The organism is Nitratireductor aquibiodomus NL21 = JCM 21793, from assembly GCF_000615975.1.
In the GTDB taxonomy this organism is placed as follows: Bacteria; Pseudomonadota; Alphaproteobacteria; order Rhizobiales; family Rhizobiaceae; genus Nitratireductor; species Nitratireductor aquibiodomus.
The window spans coordinates 60,196-76,282 of record NZ_BAMP01000004.1 but is presented as its reverse complement, the minus strand read 5'-3'; the positions used below and the strand labels follow the sequence as shown (position 1 = coordinate 76,282).

The window sequence follows — 16,087 nt, the reverse complement described above, 5'->3', positions numbered from 1 at the left end:
CGGTAGGCGGCGTTCGACCATGTCAGCACACTTCTCCGAAAGGCGCTGAACACCCCCTTTTCCATGGACAGGCGCACCCTGCCGCGCTACCCGTACAGCCATGAAAAAAGGCGATCATCTCTTCCTCGTTGACGGCTCGGGCTACATCTTTCGTGCCTATCACGCACTGCCCCCGCTGACCCGCAAATCCGACGGCCTGCCGGTCGGCGCCGTGGCCGGCTTCTGCAACATGCTCTGGAAGCTTCTGCAGAATGCACGCGACACCGATGTTGGCGTTACACCGACGCATTTCGCGGTGATTTTCGACCATTCCTCGAAAACCTTCCGCAACGACCTCTACCCGGAATACAAGGCCAACCGCTCTGAGCCGCCGGAAGACCTGGTGCCGCAGTTCGGCCTGATCCGCGAAGCGACACAGGCTTTCGACCTGCCCTGCATCGAAATGGCCGGTTTCGAAGCCGATGACCTGATTGCCACCTATGCCAGGCTTGCGAGTGAAGCAGGCGGCGAAACCACCATCATTTCCTCCGACAAGGACCTGATGCAGCTCGTCACCGAACACGTCTCCATGTACGATCCCATGAAGGATCGCGAGATCCGGATTCCCGAGGTCATCGAGAAATGGGGCGTTCCGCCCGAGAAAATGATCGACCTTCAGGCGCTGACGGGCGATTCGGTGGACAACGTTCCCGGCGTCCCCGGGATCGGCCCGAAAACGGCCGCCCAACTGCTCGAAGAGTATGGCGATCTCGACACGCTGCTTTCTCGCGCAAATGAGATAAAACAGAACAAAAGACGCGAAAATCTGATCGAATTCGCCGAAAAGGCACGCATTTCCCGCGAATTGGTGAAGCTCAGGATCGACGTCCCGGTCGAGCACGGGATCGACACGTTCGAGCTCGCCCCGCCCGACGGGCCGAAGCTGATCGGCTTCCTGAAAGCGATGGAGTTCTCCACCCTGACGCGCCGTGTGGCCGAGGCCACCGGCGCTGAAGTGGCGGAAATCGAAGCCGCTCATGTGGAGGTGGAAGCAGGCGAAAGCGCCCACGGGCCGGACCTCAACCCCTCCCCCGCCGAAAGCGACGGTGACGCGGCAACCCCTGCAAAACTTGCAGCCGGTATCGCAGAAGCTGGTGCAGCGCAGACTTTCGACCATGCCGGCTACGAATGCATCCGCGATCTGGACACGCTGAAGCTGTGGGTCGAGGAAGCCTGCGAAACCGGCATCCTCGCCTTCGACACCGAGACCACCTCGCTCGACCCGATGCAGGCGGAACTCTGCGGCTTTTCGCTCGCCACGAAGCCCGGCCGTGCCGCCTATGTCCCGCTCAACCACAAGAGCGGCGACGGCGACCTTCTGGGCGGCGGGCTGATCGAGGACCAGATTCCGCAGAAGGACGCGCTGGAGGCAATCAAAGCCGTCATGGCCAATCCTGCCGTGCTCAAGATCGGCCAGAACCTCAAATATGACTGGCTGCTGATGTATCGGCTCGGCGTGGAGATCGTCGGCGTGGACCACACCATGCTTATGTCCTATGTGCTCGATGCCGGAACCGGCAGCCACGGCACGGTAAGCCACGGCATGGACGCGCTCTCCGAACGGTGGCTGGGTCACAAACCCATCCCCTACAAGGAACTGACGGGAACGGGCCGCAAGCAGGTCACCTTCGACATGGTCGATCTGGAGCGCGCCACCGCCTACGCCGCCGAAGATGCCGATATCACGCTCCGGCTCTGGCAGGTGCTGAAGCCGCGGCTTGCCGCCGAAGGCCTCGTTTCCGTCTATGAGCGGCTCGAGCGACCCATGATTCCGGTGATCGGCCGCATGGAGCATCGCGGCGTCGCCGTCGACCGGCAGATTCTTTCGCGACTTTCAGGCGATTTCGCACAGACGGCAGCGGGCATCGAAGACGAGATCTACGAGCTGGCCGGTGAACGCTTCACCATCGGCTCGCCCAAGCAGCTTGGCGAGATCCTGTTCGGCAAGATGGGCCTTCCGGGCGGCAGCAAGACGAAGACCGGCCAGTGGTCAACCTCGGCGCAGGTGCTCGAAGACCTCGCAGCCGCGGGCCATGAACTCCCGCGCAAGATCGTCGACTGGCGTCAGGTCACCAAGCTCAAATCCACCTATACGGACGCACTGCCAGGCTACATAAACCCGCAGACGAAGCGCGTTCACACCTCCTACGCACTCGCTTCCACCACGACCGGACGCCTCTCATCGTCCGAACCGAACCTGCAGAACATCCCGATCCGCACCGCCGAGGGCCGCAAGATCCGCACCGCCTTCGTGGCACCGGAAGGCACAAAGCTGATTTCGGCCGATTACAGCCAGATCGAACTGCGTGTGCTCGCCCATGTGGCGGATATCCCCGAGCTCAAGAAAGCCTTTGCCGACGGGCTCGATATTCACGCCATGACGCGTCGGAAATGTTCGATGTACCGGTGGAAGGCATGCCGCCAGAGGTGCGCCGCCGCGCCAAGGCAATCAATTTCGGCATCATCTACGGCATCTCGGCCTTTGGTCTGGCCAATCAGCTTGGCATTCCGCGCGAAGAGGCCAGCGCCTATATCAAGCGCTATTTCGAGCGTTTTCCCGGCATCAAGGACTATATGGATTCCACCAAGGCCCAGGCACGCGAGCAGGGTTATGTGGAGACCGTGTTCGGCCGCCGGGCACACTATCCCGAAATCCGCTCGTCAAACCCGCAACTGCGCGCCTTCAACGAACGTGCGGCGATCAACGCGCCGATCCAGGGCTCGGCAGCCGACATCATCCGCCGCGCGATGGCGCGCATGGAAGGCGCCCTTGCCGATGCCGGTCTTGAAGACGTGCAGATGCTGCTTCAGGTGCATGACGAACTGATCTTTGAAGCGCCGGAAAGCAAGGTGGAGAAGGCTATTCCCGTCATCTGCGAGGTCATGGAGAACGCGGCACTTCCCGCACGCGCCCTCTCCGTTCCCCTACAGGTCGAGGCACGCGCGGCAAGCAACTGGGATGAGGCTCACTGAGGCTGAGGCCGACACCAAATCTGGCCGTCAGCGGCAGTCATCCGTAGACGAAAACCCCGCCAGTGCCGGCGGGGTTGTGAATTGTTCTGGGCCTCGTGGTGAGGAAAACGCTCACCACAGTTCGTAGCGCAGACCCACCCGGATCTCATGCATCGACAGGCCGCTGTCGGTGCCCTGAATTCCAGTGGCCCCGGCCGCCGCCGTGGCAGCATCCCAGCCAAACATCTGACCGCCGTCGATATTGCGATAGCGATAACCCAGATCGACCTTCATGTTGTTGGAGAAGTCGTAGGAAACGCCGGCCATCAAGGCATAGGTAAAGCGCCAGTCGGACTCGCCGCCATGGGCTGTCGTGCCGACAAGACTGGTGCCACCGCAACTTCCGCCCACGCAGTATGAACTGTTGGAGAGATCATCCCAGCGAAGATAGGTGTAACCGATGCCTGCACCGACATAGGGCGTGAAGCCGACATAGGTGCCAAGGTCAACATACCCATTGAGAAGCATGGAGTATCCGGTCACCTCGGACGAATCCTCTGACCGGCAGGTGGTACCGCCGGGGCTTCCGGGGCAGGGAGACGAGCTCGAGGTCGTGCCGCTGAAATCAGCCGAAAAACGGTCCAGCGTCACATCGGCGCGAAGCCAGTCCGTGAAGGAATAGCCGGCGCCGATGCCGAACGTGAAGTTATCGGATAAGGAAACGCTGTCGAACGACGCGGATCCATAGCTGACACCGTCAAATGTCCTGTAGGTGAAGGGATCCTTCGCTTCGGTCTTCAGCGAATAGCCGATATCGCCGCGCAGATACCAGCCGCTGCCAATCTCCACCGGCACCACGTCAGGCGCCTGGTCGATGATGATGGGTGGATCGTAGTCAGCGGCGGCTGCCGCGCCGATCGAAATCAGCGTCAGACATACCGAAGAAGCAAGCAAACGGGTGATGGTGCGCATAATCCGAACTCCGCAAAATGCGACGGATAAACGCTGCCCCCGCCGCTGTTGGAGAGCATTGTTAACCATGCGGGTTAAGCCGAGGTTAAGGCTAACGCAGGGTTACCGCACTTGTTCAGAACAACCGCGCAAATAAAAACCGCCCGGCGCAAAGCCGGGCGGTACCAAAAGCCAAATAGCTGATTTTACTTGTAAACCGGCGGTTCAAACGGCGGCGGGTCGTAGCTGACCACCTGCGGCTGTGCACAGTTCGAGCTACCACCGAACTGGTAGCGCAGGCCAGCGCGTGCCTCGTGCACGTTGAAGCCATCGTCGAAGCCCGGTGCAACGCCCGAAGCGTATTCAAACATACGGCCGCCTGCAACGCGCGTGAAGCGATAGCCCATATCGAGATTGAGGTTTTCGGTGAGGCAGTAAGAGGTACCGGCCATCAGCGAGTAGGCAAAACGCCAGTTGCTGGAGCCCTCATGCACGGTGGTGCTGCCACCCGATATCGAGTTCGTCAGATCGTCCCACATAATGTAGGCGCCACCGATACCCGCACCGACATAGGGCGTGAACCCGTAATAGGTGCCGAGATCCACATAGGCGTTGGCCATCAGGAGCCAGGCGCTGTAAGCCGACGTATCCGTAGACACACAGGGGCTACCGCCGCACGTGCCCGAGGTGGAGCCGGTGAAGTCGGACTTGAACCAGTAATCCGCCGTCAGGTCGGCGCGCAGGTATTTGTTGATCTGGTAGCCGATACCGGCTCCGAGCGACATGGCGCCCTTGAGATCTGTCGTATCGAAGGACGCCGTTCCGCCGCGAAGGCCGCCCGGCGCATCTCCATAGGTGATGTATTCGGTGCCCCGCAGCTTCGACCAGTGATAGTCGATGTCGCCGCGAATATACCAGCCGCCGAAGGACGGAGCCGGGTCCGGCTGGATCACGGGTGGCAGGGGTTCGGGAGCTTCGATGATCGGTGGCTCATACAGATCTGCAGCATAGCCCGCGGTCGGAGCGATTAGCAGCAAGGCCGCCCCGAAGACCTTCATAGACTTCAACATATCTTCCCATCCTTGGCGTTGCCGCGCCCCCCTGGGCACAGTGGCAAATTGCAACTCGCCGGGAGTATTTGAGGAAAAAAGTTAAATACGCCTTAACCCTAAGCCTTAACCACGTTCAACATGCACGTTTTGCGGGAATTGCATGATCAAGGAACGAAGCCGCCCCATATGCGCCGGGCCTTGGAGATCACCGAACGGGTGCAGGAAGACATGTCCTGCTGTGCACAGGCGGATCGAAGGCAACCGCCAGCTTCCAGCGAGCACGCATCGCCGGAACGAAAAAAGCCGGCGCTGAGCACCGGCTTTGCTACTGTCTCTGTTCTGCCGCGTCAGGCTGCGTTCTTCGAATCGGCGATTGCGTTGATCACGTCATCCACCACGCTCTCAACCAGCGCCGGATCGTCAGCCTCGGCCATCACGCGGATAAGCGGCTCAGTGCCGGACGGGCGGATGACAAGCCGCCCCTTACCACCGAGCCGTGCCTCGGCCTCGGCAATGGCCGATTTGACCGGCGCCGATTCGAGTGGCTTCCCGCCGGAGATGCGCACATTCTTCAAGAGTTGCGGAACTGGCTCGAATTTCTTGCAGACCTCGCTGGCCGGGCGGTTCTCGCGCTTGATGCAGGCCAGCACCTGTAGCGCCGCCACCAGCCCGTCTCCCGTGGTGGAGAAATCCGAGAGGACGACATGGCCTGACTGCTCTCCACCGACGTTCAGCCCATTGGCGCGCATGCGCTCGACCACATAGCGATCGCCGACCTTCACGCGGTGCAGATCAAGCTTCAGATCGCCCATAAAGCGCTCAAGCCCGAGATTGGACATGACAGTGGCGACAACACCGCCACCCTGCAGCTTTCCGGCCTTGTGCCAGGATTGGGCGATGAGCGCCATGATCTGGTCGCCATCGATCACCGTGCCGTTCTCATCGACGATGACCACGCGATCGGCATCGCCATCGAGTGCGATGCCGATATCAGCCCGCACCTCATGAACCTTCTTGGCAAGGCCGAGCGGATGCGTGGAGCCGCAATCCTCATTGATGTTGACGCCGTTCGGCTCGTCATTGATCGCCACCACTTCGGCACCGAGTTCCCAGAGCACGGCAGGGGCAACCTTGTAGGCGGCGCCATTGGCGCAGTCGACCACGATGCGCAGCCCTGAAAGAGACATGGAGCGCGGCAGGGTGCGCTTGGCAAACTCGATGTAGCGGTCATGGACACCGTCGACACGCTTTGCGCGCCCCAGCCCGCCATTATCGGCAAGCGCTAGCTCTACCTCCTTGTCGAGCATCGCCTCGATGCGGCCTTCGATCTTGTCGGAGAGCTTGTAGCCGTCCGGACCGAAGAGCTTGATGCCGTTGTCGTAATAGGGATTGTGCGAGGCCGAGATCATCACGCCGATATCGGCGCGCAGCGACCGAACCAGCATGGCAACGGCCGGGGTCGGTATGGGCCCTAGCAGGAAGACGTCCATCCCGGCGGCGCAAAAGCCCGAAACCAGCGCATTCTCGATCATATAACCGGAAAGCCGCGTGTCCTTGCCAAGCACCACCCGGTGGCGATGACTGCCATTCTGAAACGAAAGGCCAGCCGCCATGCCGACCTTCATCGCAATTTCGCCCGTCATCGGGAAGCGGTTCGCGCGACCGCGAATCCCGTCCGTACCAAAGTATTTTTTTGCCATTTTACCCTTGCTGCCCGTTCGGCGCACTTTGTCTGGTTTTTCTGTCAAAGCGGCGTCCCTCGCTCACTCTTTGCCACAGGAGCAGCACTCGTTTGCATCAAATTCTGTGAGACAGTGTAACGCTTCTCAAATAAACGTCTGCTTGCGAATTATGCTTAATAGCAAGTTAAGAGACAGGGCAACCCTGCAAACTCAACCAAAGCGCGATTTTGGTCTGGTCAAACCGCAGCAAAAAAGCCGTGAAACGATGTTCACGGCTTTCTAGAGCATCGGACCGAAAAGTGGAATCCGGTTTTCGGGTTATTCCGATGCTCCATTAATAGTTTAGATCGTCCGAAAGAACGTTCTTTAGCCCTGCGGCTGTGGCTCCATGCCACCCTCGGCTCATCGCCGCCCTTTTTCTGCCCCTGGGACCGCGTGCCTGTCTTCGGCACGGCCGAGCCGCGGGACGGGGGCGTGTCGTCGCCGGAATCGCGCGACGGCTTCTCACCCTTGAGCAGCGCCTGAATTTCGTCGCCCGAAAGCGTCTCGTACTCCAGTAGCCCTTCGGCGATGGCGATCCAGCCCTTTTTCTTCTTGGTCAGGATATCGCGCGCGGTCGCGTAGGCTTCATCGATCAGACGGCGCACTTCGCTGTCGATCTTCTGCTGCGTTTCCTGCGACATGTTCTGCTGGCGCGCCACGGAATGGCCCAGGAACACCTCTTCCTGGTTCTCGCCATAAGCCACCTGGCCGAGCTCGTCGGAGAAGCCCCACTGCGTGACCATGGCGCGGGCAAGCTTGGTGGCCTGCTCAATGTCGGAGGAAGCACCGGAGGTGATGTTCTCCTTGCCGAACTTGAGCTCTTCGGCCACGCGTCCGCCCATCATGATGGCAAGGCGCGAAATCATCCACTTGTAGCTCATCGAGTAGCGGTCGCCCTCGGGAAGCTGCATGACCATACCGAGCGCGCGCCCTCGCGGAATAATGGTCGCCTTGTGGAGCGGATCGGCCTTCGGCACGTTGATCGCGACCATGGCGTGACCGGCCTCATGATAGGCGGTCAGTTCCTTTTCTTCCTGGGTCATGGCATGCGAGCGTCGCTCGGCACCCATCATGACCTTGTCCTTGGCGTCTTCGAACTCCTGCATGGTGACGAGGCGCTTGTTGCGCCGGGCCGCCATCAGGGCAGCCTCATTGACGAGGTTGGCGAGGTCCGCACCGGAGAAGCCCGGCGTGCCGCGTGCAACAATCTTGAGATCGACATTCGGCGCCATCGGCACATTGCGCACGTGCACTTTGAGAATCTTCTCGCGGCCGGCCACATCCGGATTCGGCACCACGACCTGGCGGTCAAAACGGCCCGGACGCAGAAGCGCGGGGTCGAGCACGTCCGGACGGTTGGTGGCTGCGATCAGGATAATGCCTTCATTGGCCTCGAAGCCATCCATCTCGACGAGAAGCTGGTTCAGCGTCTGCTCGCGTTCGTCGTTACCGCCGCCGAGACCGGCACCGCGATGACGACCGACCGCATCGATTTCGTCGATGAAGATGATGCAGGGCGCGTTCTTCTTGGCCTGTTCGAACATGTCACGCACGCGGGACGCGCCGACACCGACGAACATTTCCACGAAATCCGAACCCGAAATGGTGAAGAATGGCACATTGGCCTCACCCGCCACCGAGCGGGCAAGAAGCGTCTTGCCGGTTCCGGGCGGGCCGACAAGCAACACGCCACGCGGGATCTTGCCGCCGAGGCGCTGGAATTTCTGCGGATCGCGCAGGAACTCGACGATTTCCTCAAGGTCTTCCTTGGCTTCATCGACGCCCGCGACATCCTGGAATGTAACGCGGCCATGCGCTTCGGTCAGGAGCTTGGCCTTCGACTTGCCGAACCCCATGGCGCGGCCCGAGCCCGACTGCATCTGGCGCATGAAGAATATCCACACGCCAAGGATCAGGATCATGGGCAGCCAAGAGACAAGATAGCCGAGGAACGAGTTGGAACCGTCGCTTTCAGGCCGGGCGTTGATCGTCACGCCGCGCTCTTCAAGGCGCTGCACCAGCGAAGGATCGCCCGGAGAGTATGTCTGGAAGGGGGTGCGGTTGCCCGTATAGGTGCCGGTGATGCGATCGCCCGTGATCGTCACCGATTCAACGCTTCCCGACGAAAGCTCTTCCAGAAACTGCGAATACGCGATATCGCGCGTCGCACCGCGCTGCTGGGGAGCCTGGAACAGGTTGAAGAGCGCAATCAGCAGAACGGCGATAATCGCCCAGAGCGCAAAGTTTCTGTAATTCGGATTCATATAAGTCCCGCATACTCGCCGAAGCCCGGCGATCGTCCGTTTTTCGTGGTCAGGATTAACATAGGGAGCCGGTGCTTCCTTGCCAAGCCAGGGCACCACACCTGCTCACCTTTAGGTTAAGCTTCCATGCCGAATGTGGTGCGCTCATGGCAGTTTTAGAACTGTTTTGCCGCCAACCAGTCGAATGAGGGCCTGCGCAACGTCAATATCGAAGGATGGAAGCAGGTGCGCCCAGGGGGCTGGCACGCCGATCCCGTTTCCCGGCAGCGCCATACGCGCGGGTCCAATGCAGACATCGCCGCGCCACAGAGCCGGCTCGGCAAATTGCGCTGCAAAAAGAAGATCCTGCGGCAGGGTGGGGTTCGCCTCCGGCAGAAGATCGTGCGCTGCAGCACCAAACGGAGCAATGTGCAGGCCTTCCGGCGCGGAAAGCCAGTAGCGCCGATCCCACAGCACCTTCCGCGTCGCTTCGTTTCCTGTCGGAAGGTTGCGCCGTTCGCGGTGAAGGTAGATGCCGCTTGCGCGCCGGTCGATCACCGCCCGCGACAATGTGGCGCAAACTCCAGCGCGCAGCCCGGCAAGCACACGGGCCGACGGCTCTTCGGAAGGCAGGTGCAGAGCGCCACCAGCCATCGCCGTCAGCACCCGCAGGGCATGGAGCGCAGCCTCGGCGTCCGCGTCCTCGACAAACGCCGGATCAACGCGATAGAGCCCCGGCGCAACACAGCGTGCATGCCCATCGATCAGACGCGCTGCGCGCGCGCCAAGCGCAACACGCCGGGCGGCGGCGGTCTCGGCTTCCGCAATTCGTCTGGCCGCCATTTCGGCAGTCAGCGAGCGGCGCACGCGCACGCGCTCATAGGTCGTATCGTCATTGGTCGGGTCGTCGATCCAGCGCACATCCCGTGACGCCAGATAGCTGCGCAGATCGGCGCGGCCGTGAGAAAGCAGCGGCCGGACAAACCAGATCGCACCCTCATAGAGCGAAGCGGGGGCAATCCCCGCCCCGCCTAGCCCCATGCCCAGCCCCGTGCCGCGCCCGGCGCGCATGAAAACGGTTTCGGCCTGGTCGTCGCGCGTGTGGCCGGTGAAAACCAGACCGGCACCCGCCTCACGTGCCGCCTGCGCCAGTAGCGACAGCCGTGCCGAGCGCGCGGCAGCGGAAATGCCCGTCGCCGGCTTTTCGCCGCGCCAGACCATTGTGCGATGAGCTATGCCGCGGCTGGCACAAAGGGCAGCGACAAAGCGCGCCTCTTCGGCCGCCTCGGCTCGCAGGGCGTGATCCACCGTCACCGCCGTGAGGGCCGGAGCGCCTGCCTGCAAATCAAGGAATTCTTTCAAAAGGAGAAGAAGGGCGAGGGAGTCGCCACCACCGGAAACCGCTGCAATCACCCCGGTCTGTCGGGGAAATGCGATACCGTCGAAGATCTGTCTCGGATCTGGCTGCATCGCCGGGTTCAGCAACCCGCGAGCGCCTGTTCCTGCTTCACGCGCTCACGCAGCGCCGTGGAAACATCAGGGTATTTCTGACCAATTTCATTATAGGTGACGCAGGCCACGTCGCGCTGGTTCATTGCCGCCAGCGATATGCCAAGCTTGAGAAGCATGTCGGGTGCCTTGTCGGCCGAAGGGTATTCGCGGCTGGCGCGCAGAAAAATCTCGGCGGCGTCGCGGTAGCGGTCCTGCCCCAGAAGGGATTCCCCAAGCCAGAAATGCGCATCAGGCGTGCGGGTGTCGCCCGGGAAACGCTCGATGTGCTGACGGAACCCGGCTTCCGCCGTTTTGTAATCGCCCGACAGGATGAATTCGTAGGAATTCCTGTAAAGTTCTTCCGGATCATCGGCCGAGGGGAGCGATGCCATCTGATCACCCTGCCCGATCGGCCCGATCTCGCCCGACCGGGTGAGATCGATGGGCTCGCCGACTTCGCCGCCGACAATGTTGCCGTTCGCATCGAAGCGGACACTTCCAAGCGTGCGCGGTGGCTCACCCACGGTCGGCGCGTCCCGTGACGCGCTTTGTGTACCGCTTTCCATGCCATTCGCCGTGTCGCCCCCTAGGCCGCCCCCGAGGCCGCCGTCTGACGGCATGCGCTCGGTTCGCTGATCGGGCAGACCACCGGCAGGCGCGGCATCCGACCCGCCGTTCTTTTCCAGTTCCTGGAAGCGGAATTCATTGTCTTCCTGCATCCGCCGGAGCTGATCCTGCATCTGCAGAATCTGGAAATTCAACTCTTCCACCCGCCCGTTGAGCTGGCGCACCTGCTCTTCCAGGCCGCTGACACGCGGGTCTCCCGCCTGGGCGAGAATGACATTTCCGCCATCCTGCTTGGCAAACCCCGTCGATGGAAGTGCCGCAGGGCCAAGCGCCAACGCCTGCCCCGCCATGAGAAACGGCAACGCCAGAACGCCGCCGAGAACCGTTCGCAAAAACATTCCACTCTCGCTTTCGCAATAGACAACGGGGCTGTTCATCGCCCCATTTGCTCTTTATCAGGCGCGAGACTTCGGCCAAATTTTGATTTTTGACGTCTGACGCCGAATGCAGGGGCGCATTTCGTACTCGAAAGCGGCCACATAAACCGCTATATGGCGCCTCAAAGGACTAGGAATGGCACGCATCTATCAGACACGGGCCTGGGAAAGCCAGCTTTCGCCTTCGCTTCAGGAGATGGAGTTATTGGCGCTCGAATCCTATGCGAATTTTCCCGATGACTTCCGCACGCTGACCGGCGAGATCATCATCCAGGTGGCCGAGTTTCCCACGGAGGAGATCATGGACGATCTCGCTCTGGAGACGCCTTTCGACCTGCTCGGCCTGTTTGAAGGGCGCGGTATCGCCGAACGCTGGAACCCGGCGACCGGAGAAGGCCCCAACCGCATCACGCTTTACCGCAGGGCGATCCTCGACTATTGGGCCGAGAACGAAGAAACGCTCGGAGATATCGTGAACCACGTGCTCATTCACGAGGTCGGCCATCATTTCGGCTTATCCGACGACGATATGGCCCGGATCGAAGAGGCCGTTGCCTGATCCTGTAGCATCGGACCGAAAAAAGGACGATCTAAAGGCGAACCATCCGCGTCTTGTTCATGCACAGGCGCAGTGTTCGGAACATGTAGAACAGCAACCCGATACCGAAAGTGATTACGGTCAGGATGATCCAGAGGATCACGTGCCCGATAATTTCGGCAAGGTTGAGTTCGCACTCGAGCCTGGCGATGGCATGCCCTTCGCGGTTTATCAGGTAGGTCTTGTTGATGATCGACTTGTAGAAATAGTAGATCGCGAAGAATGCGCCGATCCCGAGCGTGACAATAGAGACAACCGCCCAGATGATTATATAGCCGGTCGCCTCCATGATTGAGTAGTTGCAACGCAACCGAACGGAGCCACTCTCTTCCGGTGAGTGATTTCCTGCATTGACGATATTGATCGTGTTCATTTCGTCCCCCTCCCTTGCCCGGAGTGAGGAAAGCAAGAAACGAACCGCGGCGCAACTTTAATTACACTAGTATTCGCCGAGCTTCATCTCCGGCGTGTATTCCAGCCCGTCGATTTCCTTGTAGACGGCCTGGCCGCATCGCATCGATTTGGCCTCGGCATCATAGGCATAGCTGGGGGAACCGTGGAGCAGCCAGCCCCTGTTCAAAGCCAACGTCACCTTGTGACAGAAGCTTGCATCGTCCGGGCCGGTCAAAAAACGATAGAGCCTCATCGGACCGTCTCCCCACTCTCTTTCAGTCTGATTGCGCTGGCGCGCTCGAGCAGTGTCTGCGCCATCTCCAGGTGCAGGCGCTCCACCATGCGCCCGTTGAGCGAAATCACGCCGCGCCCGGCGTTTTCGGGATCTGCGAAAGCGGCAACGATGGCCTCGGCCTCGGCAATGGCTTCGGAGGACGGTGCAAAAACCGCATTGGCCGGCGCGATCTGCGCCGGGTGGATGAGCGTTTTGCCGTCGAAACCCATCGACCGCGCCTCCCGACAGCCTTTCCCGAATGCGTCGAGGTCGCGGAAATCATTGGAGACGCCATCAAGCACCGAAATGCCGCCGGCCCGCGCCGCCATGACAAGCTGGAACAGGAACGGCGCCAGGTAGCGGCGATCTTCCGTCAGTTCGACGCCGGTTTCCTTGGCAAGGTCGTTCGTGCCGGCAACGAGACAGGCGAGGCGGGCAGCCGGGTCGCGCCCGAGCTCCGCGATTGGCCCCAGATTGAGCACGGCGCGCGGTGTCTCGATCATCGCCCAGAGCTTCAGACTGCGCGGCGCATCGGTTTCATCAAGCGCCGCATCCGCGTCGAGAATGTCACGGGGGCCATTCACCTTGGGCAGGAGAATGGCATCGGGCTTCACCGCGCGCGCAGCCAGAAAATCTTCCGTTCCCCAGATGCTGGAGAGCGCATTGATGCGCACGACGACCTCGCAGCGCGGACGATCCCCGCCATTCAGAAAGTCGCGCAGCCTCTCGCGCGCATCCAGTTTTTCTTCCGGTCCGACGGCATCTTCCAGATCGTAGATCACCGCGTCACAGGCAAGCGTTGCGCTTTTGACCAGCGCCTTTTCATTGCTGGCGGGCACGTAAAGAACCGAACGGCGAAGCTGTGCTGGATGATGCTGCATGTCCGTTTCATGGCCCAGCCGCGCTTTCGGCGCAAGACAGTACGATCAGTCGAAGGAAAAAGCTCCTCGCACGATCCGGATTGGACGGCGATTTCCATTCTGCGCAGCAAGATGGCAAGGCCGACCGGCCGCCGGCGCCTGTGCGCCGAAAGCCAAGGGCGCGGATGCGCCCGCCCGGCGCTTGAGGGACAAAAACAAGAGAGCTTTGCTTTGCGGGGTTGGCTTGTGTATGGAGATGCGGCAGATAAAATGGCCGCGCAGACAACGGACCAGGATTCATGGACAAGTTTACCAAGCTGACGGGCGTCGCCGCGCCCATGCCGATCGTCAATGTCGACACCGACATGATCATCCCGAAGGATTATCTCAAGACGATCAAGCGCACCGGCCTCGGCGCCGGGCTTTTCGCCGAAATGCGGTTCAACGAAGACGGTTCCGAGAACCCGGACTTCGTGCTCAACAAGCCGGCCTACCGCAATGCCAGCATTCTCGTTGCCGGCGACAATTTCGGCTGCGGCTCGAGCCGTGAGCACGCGCCCTGGGCACTGCTCGACTTCGGCATTCGCTGCGTCATCTCCACCAGCTTTGCCGACATTTTCTACAACAACTGCTTCAAGAACGGCATCCTGCCCATCAAGGTCAGCCAGGAAGAACTGGACATGCTGATGGACGACGCGCAGCGCGGCGCCAACGCGACGCTGACCGTCGATCTGGAAGAGCAGGAAATCCGCGGTCCGGACGGCGGCGTGGTTAAGTTCGAGATCGACGCCTTCAAGCGGCACTGCCTGCTGAATGGCCTCGACGACATCGGCCTGACCATGGAGAAAGCTCCGGCCATCGAAACCTTCGAGAACAAGTACACGGAAAGCCATCCGTGGGCGTAAGCCGGGATGACAGAGGCGGCCAGCGCCGCCTCATCTCCACCGGGTCTCCCTTCGAGAAGACCGCGGGCTACAGCCGCGCGGTGGTTGATGGAGACTGGTGCTTCGTTTCCGGCACCACGGGCTATGACTATGCAACCATGGCCATGCCCGACAGCGTGGAAGAGCAGACACGCAACTGCCTTTCCACCATTCGCGCAGCGTTGAACGAGGGCGGCTTCGAGCTCGCCGACGTAGTGCGCGCGCATTACTACGTAACCAGCCGCTCTTATGTGTCCCGGGTCTTCCCGATCCTGGGCGAAGCTTCGGCGATATCCGGCCAGCAGCGACGATGATCGTCTGCGAGCTCAATGAGCCGGAGATGAAGATCGAGATCGAGGTGACCGCGCTCAGGCGCAAGCGTACCGCTTCCTGACCTGCCAGCCTTGCGCAATCCGGCGCGGCGGATTAGCAAGTCCCTCGAATTACCAGTTCGAGAGGCATTCCATGGCAACGCGCAAACTCCTTCTTCTCCCCGGCGACGGCATCGGCCCCGAGGCAATGGCCGAGGTCAAGAAACTCATCGACATGATGAACGCCGACTTCAATGCCGGGTTCGAGACAGAGGAAGGCCTCGTCGGCGGATGCGCCTATGACGCGCACGGCCAGTCGATCTCCGATGCGACATGGACAAGGCCATGGCGGCGGATGCCGTGCTGTTCGGCGCAGTCGGCGGCCCCAAATGGGACGGCGTTCCCTACGAGGTTCGCCCGGAAGCCGGTCTTCTGCGCCTGCGCAAGGAGATGGAGCTGTTCGCCAATCTGCGTCCGGCCATCTGCTACCCGGCGCTGGCCGCCACGTCCTCCCTCAAGCCGGAAGTCGTCGAAGGCCTCGACATTCTCATCCTGCGCGAGCTGACCGGCGGCGTGTATTTCGGCGAGCCCAAGGAGATCATCGACCTTGGCAATGGCCAGAAGCGCGGCATCGACACCCAGGTTTACGACACCTACGAGATCGAGCGCATTTCCGGCGTCGCCTTCGAGCTGGCGCGCACGCGGAGCAACAGGGTCTGCTCCATGGAAAAGCACAACGTCATGAAGTCGGGTGTGCTCTGGAAAGAGGTTGTCGCCAACACGCACAAGGCAAAGTATTCCGACGTCGAGCTGACCCACATGCTGGCCGACGCCGGCGGCATGCAGCTCGTGCGCTGGCCCAAGCAGTTCGACGTCATCGTCACCGACAATCTGTTCGGCGACATGCTGTCTGACGTTGCCGCCATGCTCACCGGCTCGCTCGGCATGCTGCCTTCGGCTTCGCTCGGCGCACCGGACGAGAAAACCGGCTCGCGCAAGGCGCTCTACGAGCCGGTGCACGGTTCCGCACCGGACATCGCCGGCCAGGGCATCGCAAACCCGATCGCCATGATCGCTTCCTTTGCCATGTGCCTGCGCTATTCCTTCAACATGGTTGAAGAGGCAGACCGCCTCGAGAAGGCCATCGCTTCGGTTCTGGACGACGGCCTTCGCACGAAAGACCTGATGTCCGAGGGCATGACCGAGGTCGGCACCACCGCCATGGGCGATGCCATCGTGGCCAAATACAAGGCGCTCGCCTGACCCCTGTTT

The 16,087-nt window shown here is 61.1% G+C and carries 10 protein-coding genes and 4 pseudogenes; 5 read left to right on the top strand and 9 right to left on the bottom strand.

The genetic code is table 11. From position 1 onward, the window contains the following. Positions 1-100: 100 nt before the first annotated feature. A pseudogene (polA, locus tag JCM21793_RS23655) lies at positions 101-3,012 on the top strand (DNA polymerase I). A gap of 111 nt (positions 3,013-3,123) precedes the next feature. On the opposite strand, the gene JCM21793_RS02235 reads toward polA, so the two are convergent. The 6 genes and pseudogenes from JCM21793_RS02235 to ybgF form a co-directional block, all read right to left on the bottom strand. Then, entirely contained in the window at positions 3,124-3,963 is an 840-nt protein-coding gene (locus JCM21793_RS02235) for an outer membrane protein (protein WP_025029330.1), read from the bottom strand. A gap of 185 nt (positions 3,964-4,148) precedes the next feature. Beyond that, on the bottom strand, positions 4,149-5,012 hold the full coding sequence (locus JCM21793_RS02230) for an outer membrane protein (RefSeq protein WP_025029329.1): 864 nt from the start codon (positions 5,010-5,012) through the stop codon (positions 4,149-4,151). 329 nt (positions 5,013-5,341) lie between these two features. Beyond that, positions 5,342-6,694: a phosphoglucosamine mutase gene (gene glmM / locus JCM21793_RS02225; protein WP_007010722.1), complete on the bottom strand. Its 1,353-nt coding sequence runs from the start codon at positions 6,692-6,694 to the stop codon at positions 5,342-5,344. Between the two features lie 348 nt (positions 6,695-7,042). After that, positions 7,043-8,982: pseudogene (gene ftsH, locus JCM21793_RS23650) on the bottom strand (ATP-dependent zinc metalloprotease FtsH). Between the two features lie 144 nt (positions 8,983-9,126). Continuing rightward, positions 9,127-10,431 carry a tRNA lysidine(34) synthetase TilS gene (tilS, locus tag JCM21793_RS02215; protein ID WP_155983361.1) on the bottom strand — a complete coding sequence of 435 codons (1,305 nt, stop codon included), beginning with the start codon at positions 10,429-10,431 and terminating at the stop codon, positions 9,127-9,129. Between the two features lie 8 nt (positions 10,432-10,439). Next, complete coding sequence (gene ybgF, locus JCM21793_RS02210) at positions 10,440-11,456, bottom strand: tol-pal system protein YbgF (RefSeq protein ID WP_007010725.1); 1,017 nt, start codon at positions 11,454-11,456, stop codon at positions 10,440-10,442. A gap of 136 nt (positions 11,457-11,592) precedes the next feature. On the opposite strand from ybgF, the gene JCM21793_RS02205 reads away from it, so the two are divergent. Next, on the top strand, positions 11,593-12,015 hold the full coding sequence (locus JCM21793_RS02205; RefSeq protein WP_007010726.1) for a metallopeptidase family protein: 423 nt from the start codon (positions 11,593-11,595) through the stop codon (positions 12,013-12,015). 31 nt (positions 12,016-12,046) lie between these two features. On the opposite strand, the gene JCM21793_RS02200 is transcribed toward JCM21793_RS02205, so the two are convergent. The 3 genes from JCM21793_RS02200 to JCM21793_RS02190 form a co-directional block, all read right to left on the bottom strand. Then, positions 12,047-12,427 carry a DUF6693 family protein gene (locus tag JCM21793_RS02200; protein ID WP_007010727.1) on the bottom strand — a complete coding sequence of 127 codons (381 nt, stop codon included), beginning with the start codon at positions 12,425-12,427 and terminating at the stop codon, positions 12,047-12,049. A 66-nt stretch (positions 12,428-12,493) separates the two neighbouring features. Continuing rightward, positions 12,494-12,700 (bottom strand): DUF1737 domain-containing protein, encoded by a 207-nt coding sequence (locus tag JCM21793_RS02195; RefSeq protein ID WP_007010728.1) that lies wholly within the window; start codon positions 12,698-12,700, stop codon positions 12,494-12,496. Then, a complete protein-coding gene (locus JCM21793_RS02190; RefSeq protein ID WP_025029326.1) occupies positions 12,697-13,602 on the bottom strand; it encodes an HpcH/HpaI aldolase/citrate lyase family protein in 906 nt (301 codons plus the stop codon). The genes JCM21793_RS02195 and JCM21793_RS02190 overlap by 4 nt, the downstream gene beginning before the upstream one ends. Positions 13,603-13,880: 278 nt before the next feature. On the opposite strand from JCM21793_RS02190, the gene leuD reads away from it, so the two are divergent. The 3 genes and pseudogenes from leuD to leuB all read left to right on the top strand — a co-directional run bounded on the left by leuD (position 13,881) and on the right by leuB (position 16,078). After that, positions 13,881-14,486, top strand: coding sequence for a 3-isopropylmalate dehydratase small subunit (leuD, locus tag JCM21793_RS02185; protein ID WP_007010730.1), 606 nt, complete (start codon positions 13,881-13,883; stop codon positions 14,484-14,486). Beyond that, positions 14,477-14,898, top strand: a pseudogene (locus tag JCM21793_RS23645) (RidA family protein). The gene leuD and the pseudogene JCM21793_RS23645 overlap by 10 nt, the downstream one beginning before the upstream one ends. Before the next feature lie 71 nt (positions 14,899-14,969). After that, positions 14,970-16,078, top strand: a pseudogene (leuB, locus tag JCM21793_RS23640) (3-isopropylmalate dehydrogenase). The last annotated feature ends 9 nt before the right edge of the window (positions 16,079-16,087 follow it).

Excerpts from the sequence above, each read along its gene's own strand:
- JCM21793_RS02235 (WP_025029330.1), bottom strand. The coding sequence starts at position 3,963 with ATGCGCACCATCACCCGTTTGCTTGCTTCTTCGGTATGTCTGACGCTG.
- JCM21793_RS02200 (WP_007010727.1), bottom strand. The coding sequence starts at position 12,427 with ATGAACACGATCAATATCGTCAATGCAGGAAATCACTCACCGGAAGAG.
- ybgF (WP_007010725.1), bottom strand. The coding sequence starts at position 11,456 with ATGAACAGCCCCGTTGTCTATTGCGAAAGCGAGAGTGGAATGTTTTTG.
- glmM (WP_007010722.1), bottom strand. The coding sequence starts at position 6,694 with ATGGCAAAAAAATACTTTGGTACGGACGGGATTCGCGGTCGCGCGAAC.
- JCM21793_RS02205 (WP_007010726.1), top strand. The coding sequence starts at position 11,593 with ATGGCACGCATCTATCAGACACGGGCCTGGGAAAGCCAGCTTTCGCCT.
- JCM21793_RS02195 (WP_007010728.1), bottom strand. The coding sequence starts at position 12,700 with ATGAGGCTCTATCGTTTTTTGACCGGCCCGGACGATGCAAGCTTCTGT.
- JCM21793_RS02230 (WP_025029329.1), bottom strand. The coding sequence starts at position 5,012 with ATGTTGAAGTCTATGAAGGTCTTCGGGGCGGCCTTGCTGCTAATCGCT.
- JCM21793_RS02190 (WP_025029326.1), bottom strand. The coding sequence starts at position 13,602 with ATGCAGCATCATCCAGCACAGCTTCGCCGTTCGGTTCTTTACGTGCCC.
- tilS (WP_155983361.1), bottom strand. The coding sequence starts at position 10,431 with ATGCAGCCAGATCCGAGACAGATCTTCGACGGTATCGCATTTCCCCGA.
- leuD (WP_007010730.1), top strand. The coding sequence starts at position 13,881 with ATGGACAAGTTTACCAAGCTGACGGGCGTCGCCGCGCCCATGCCGATC.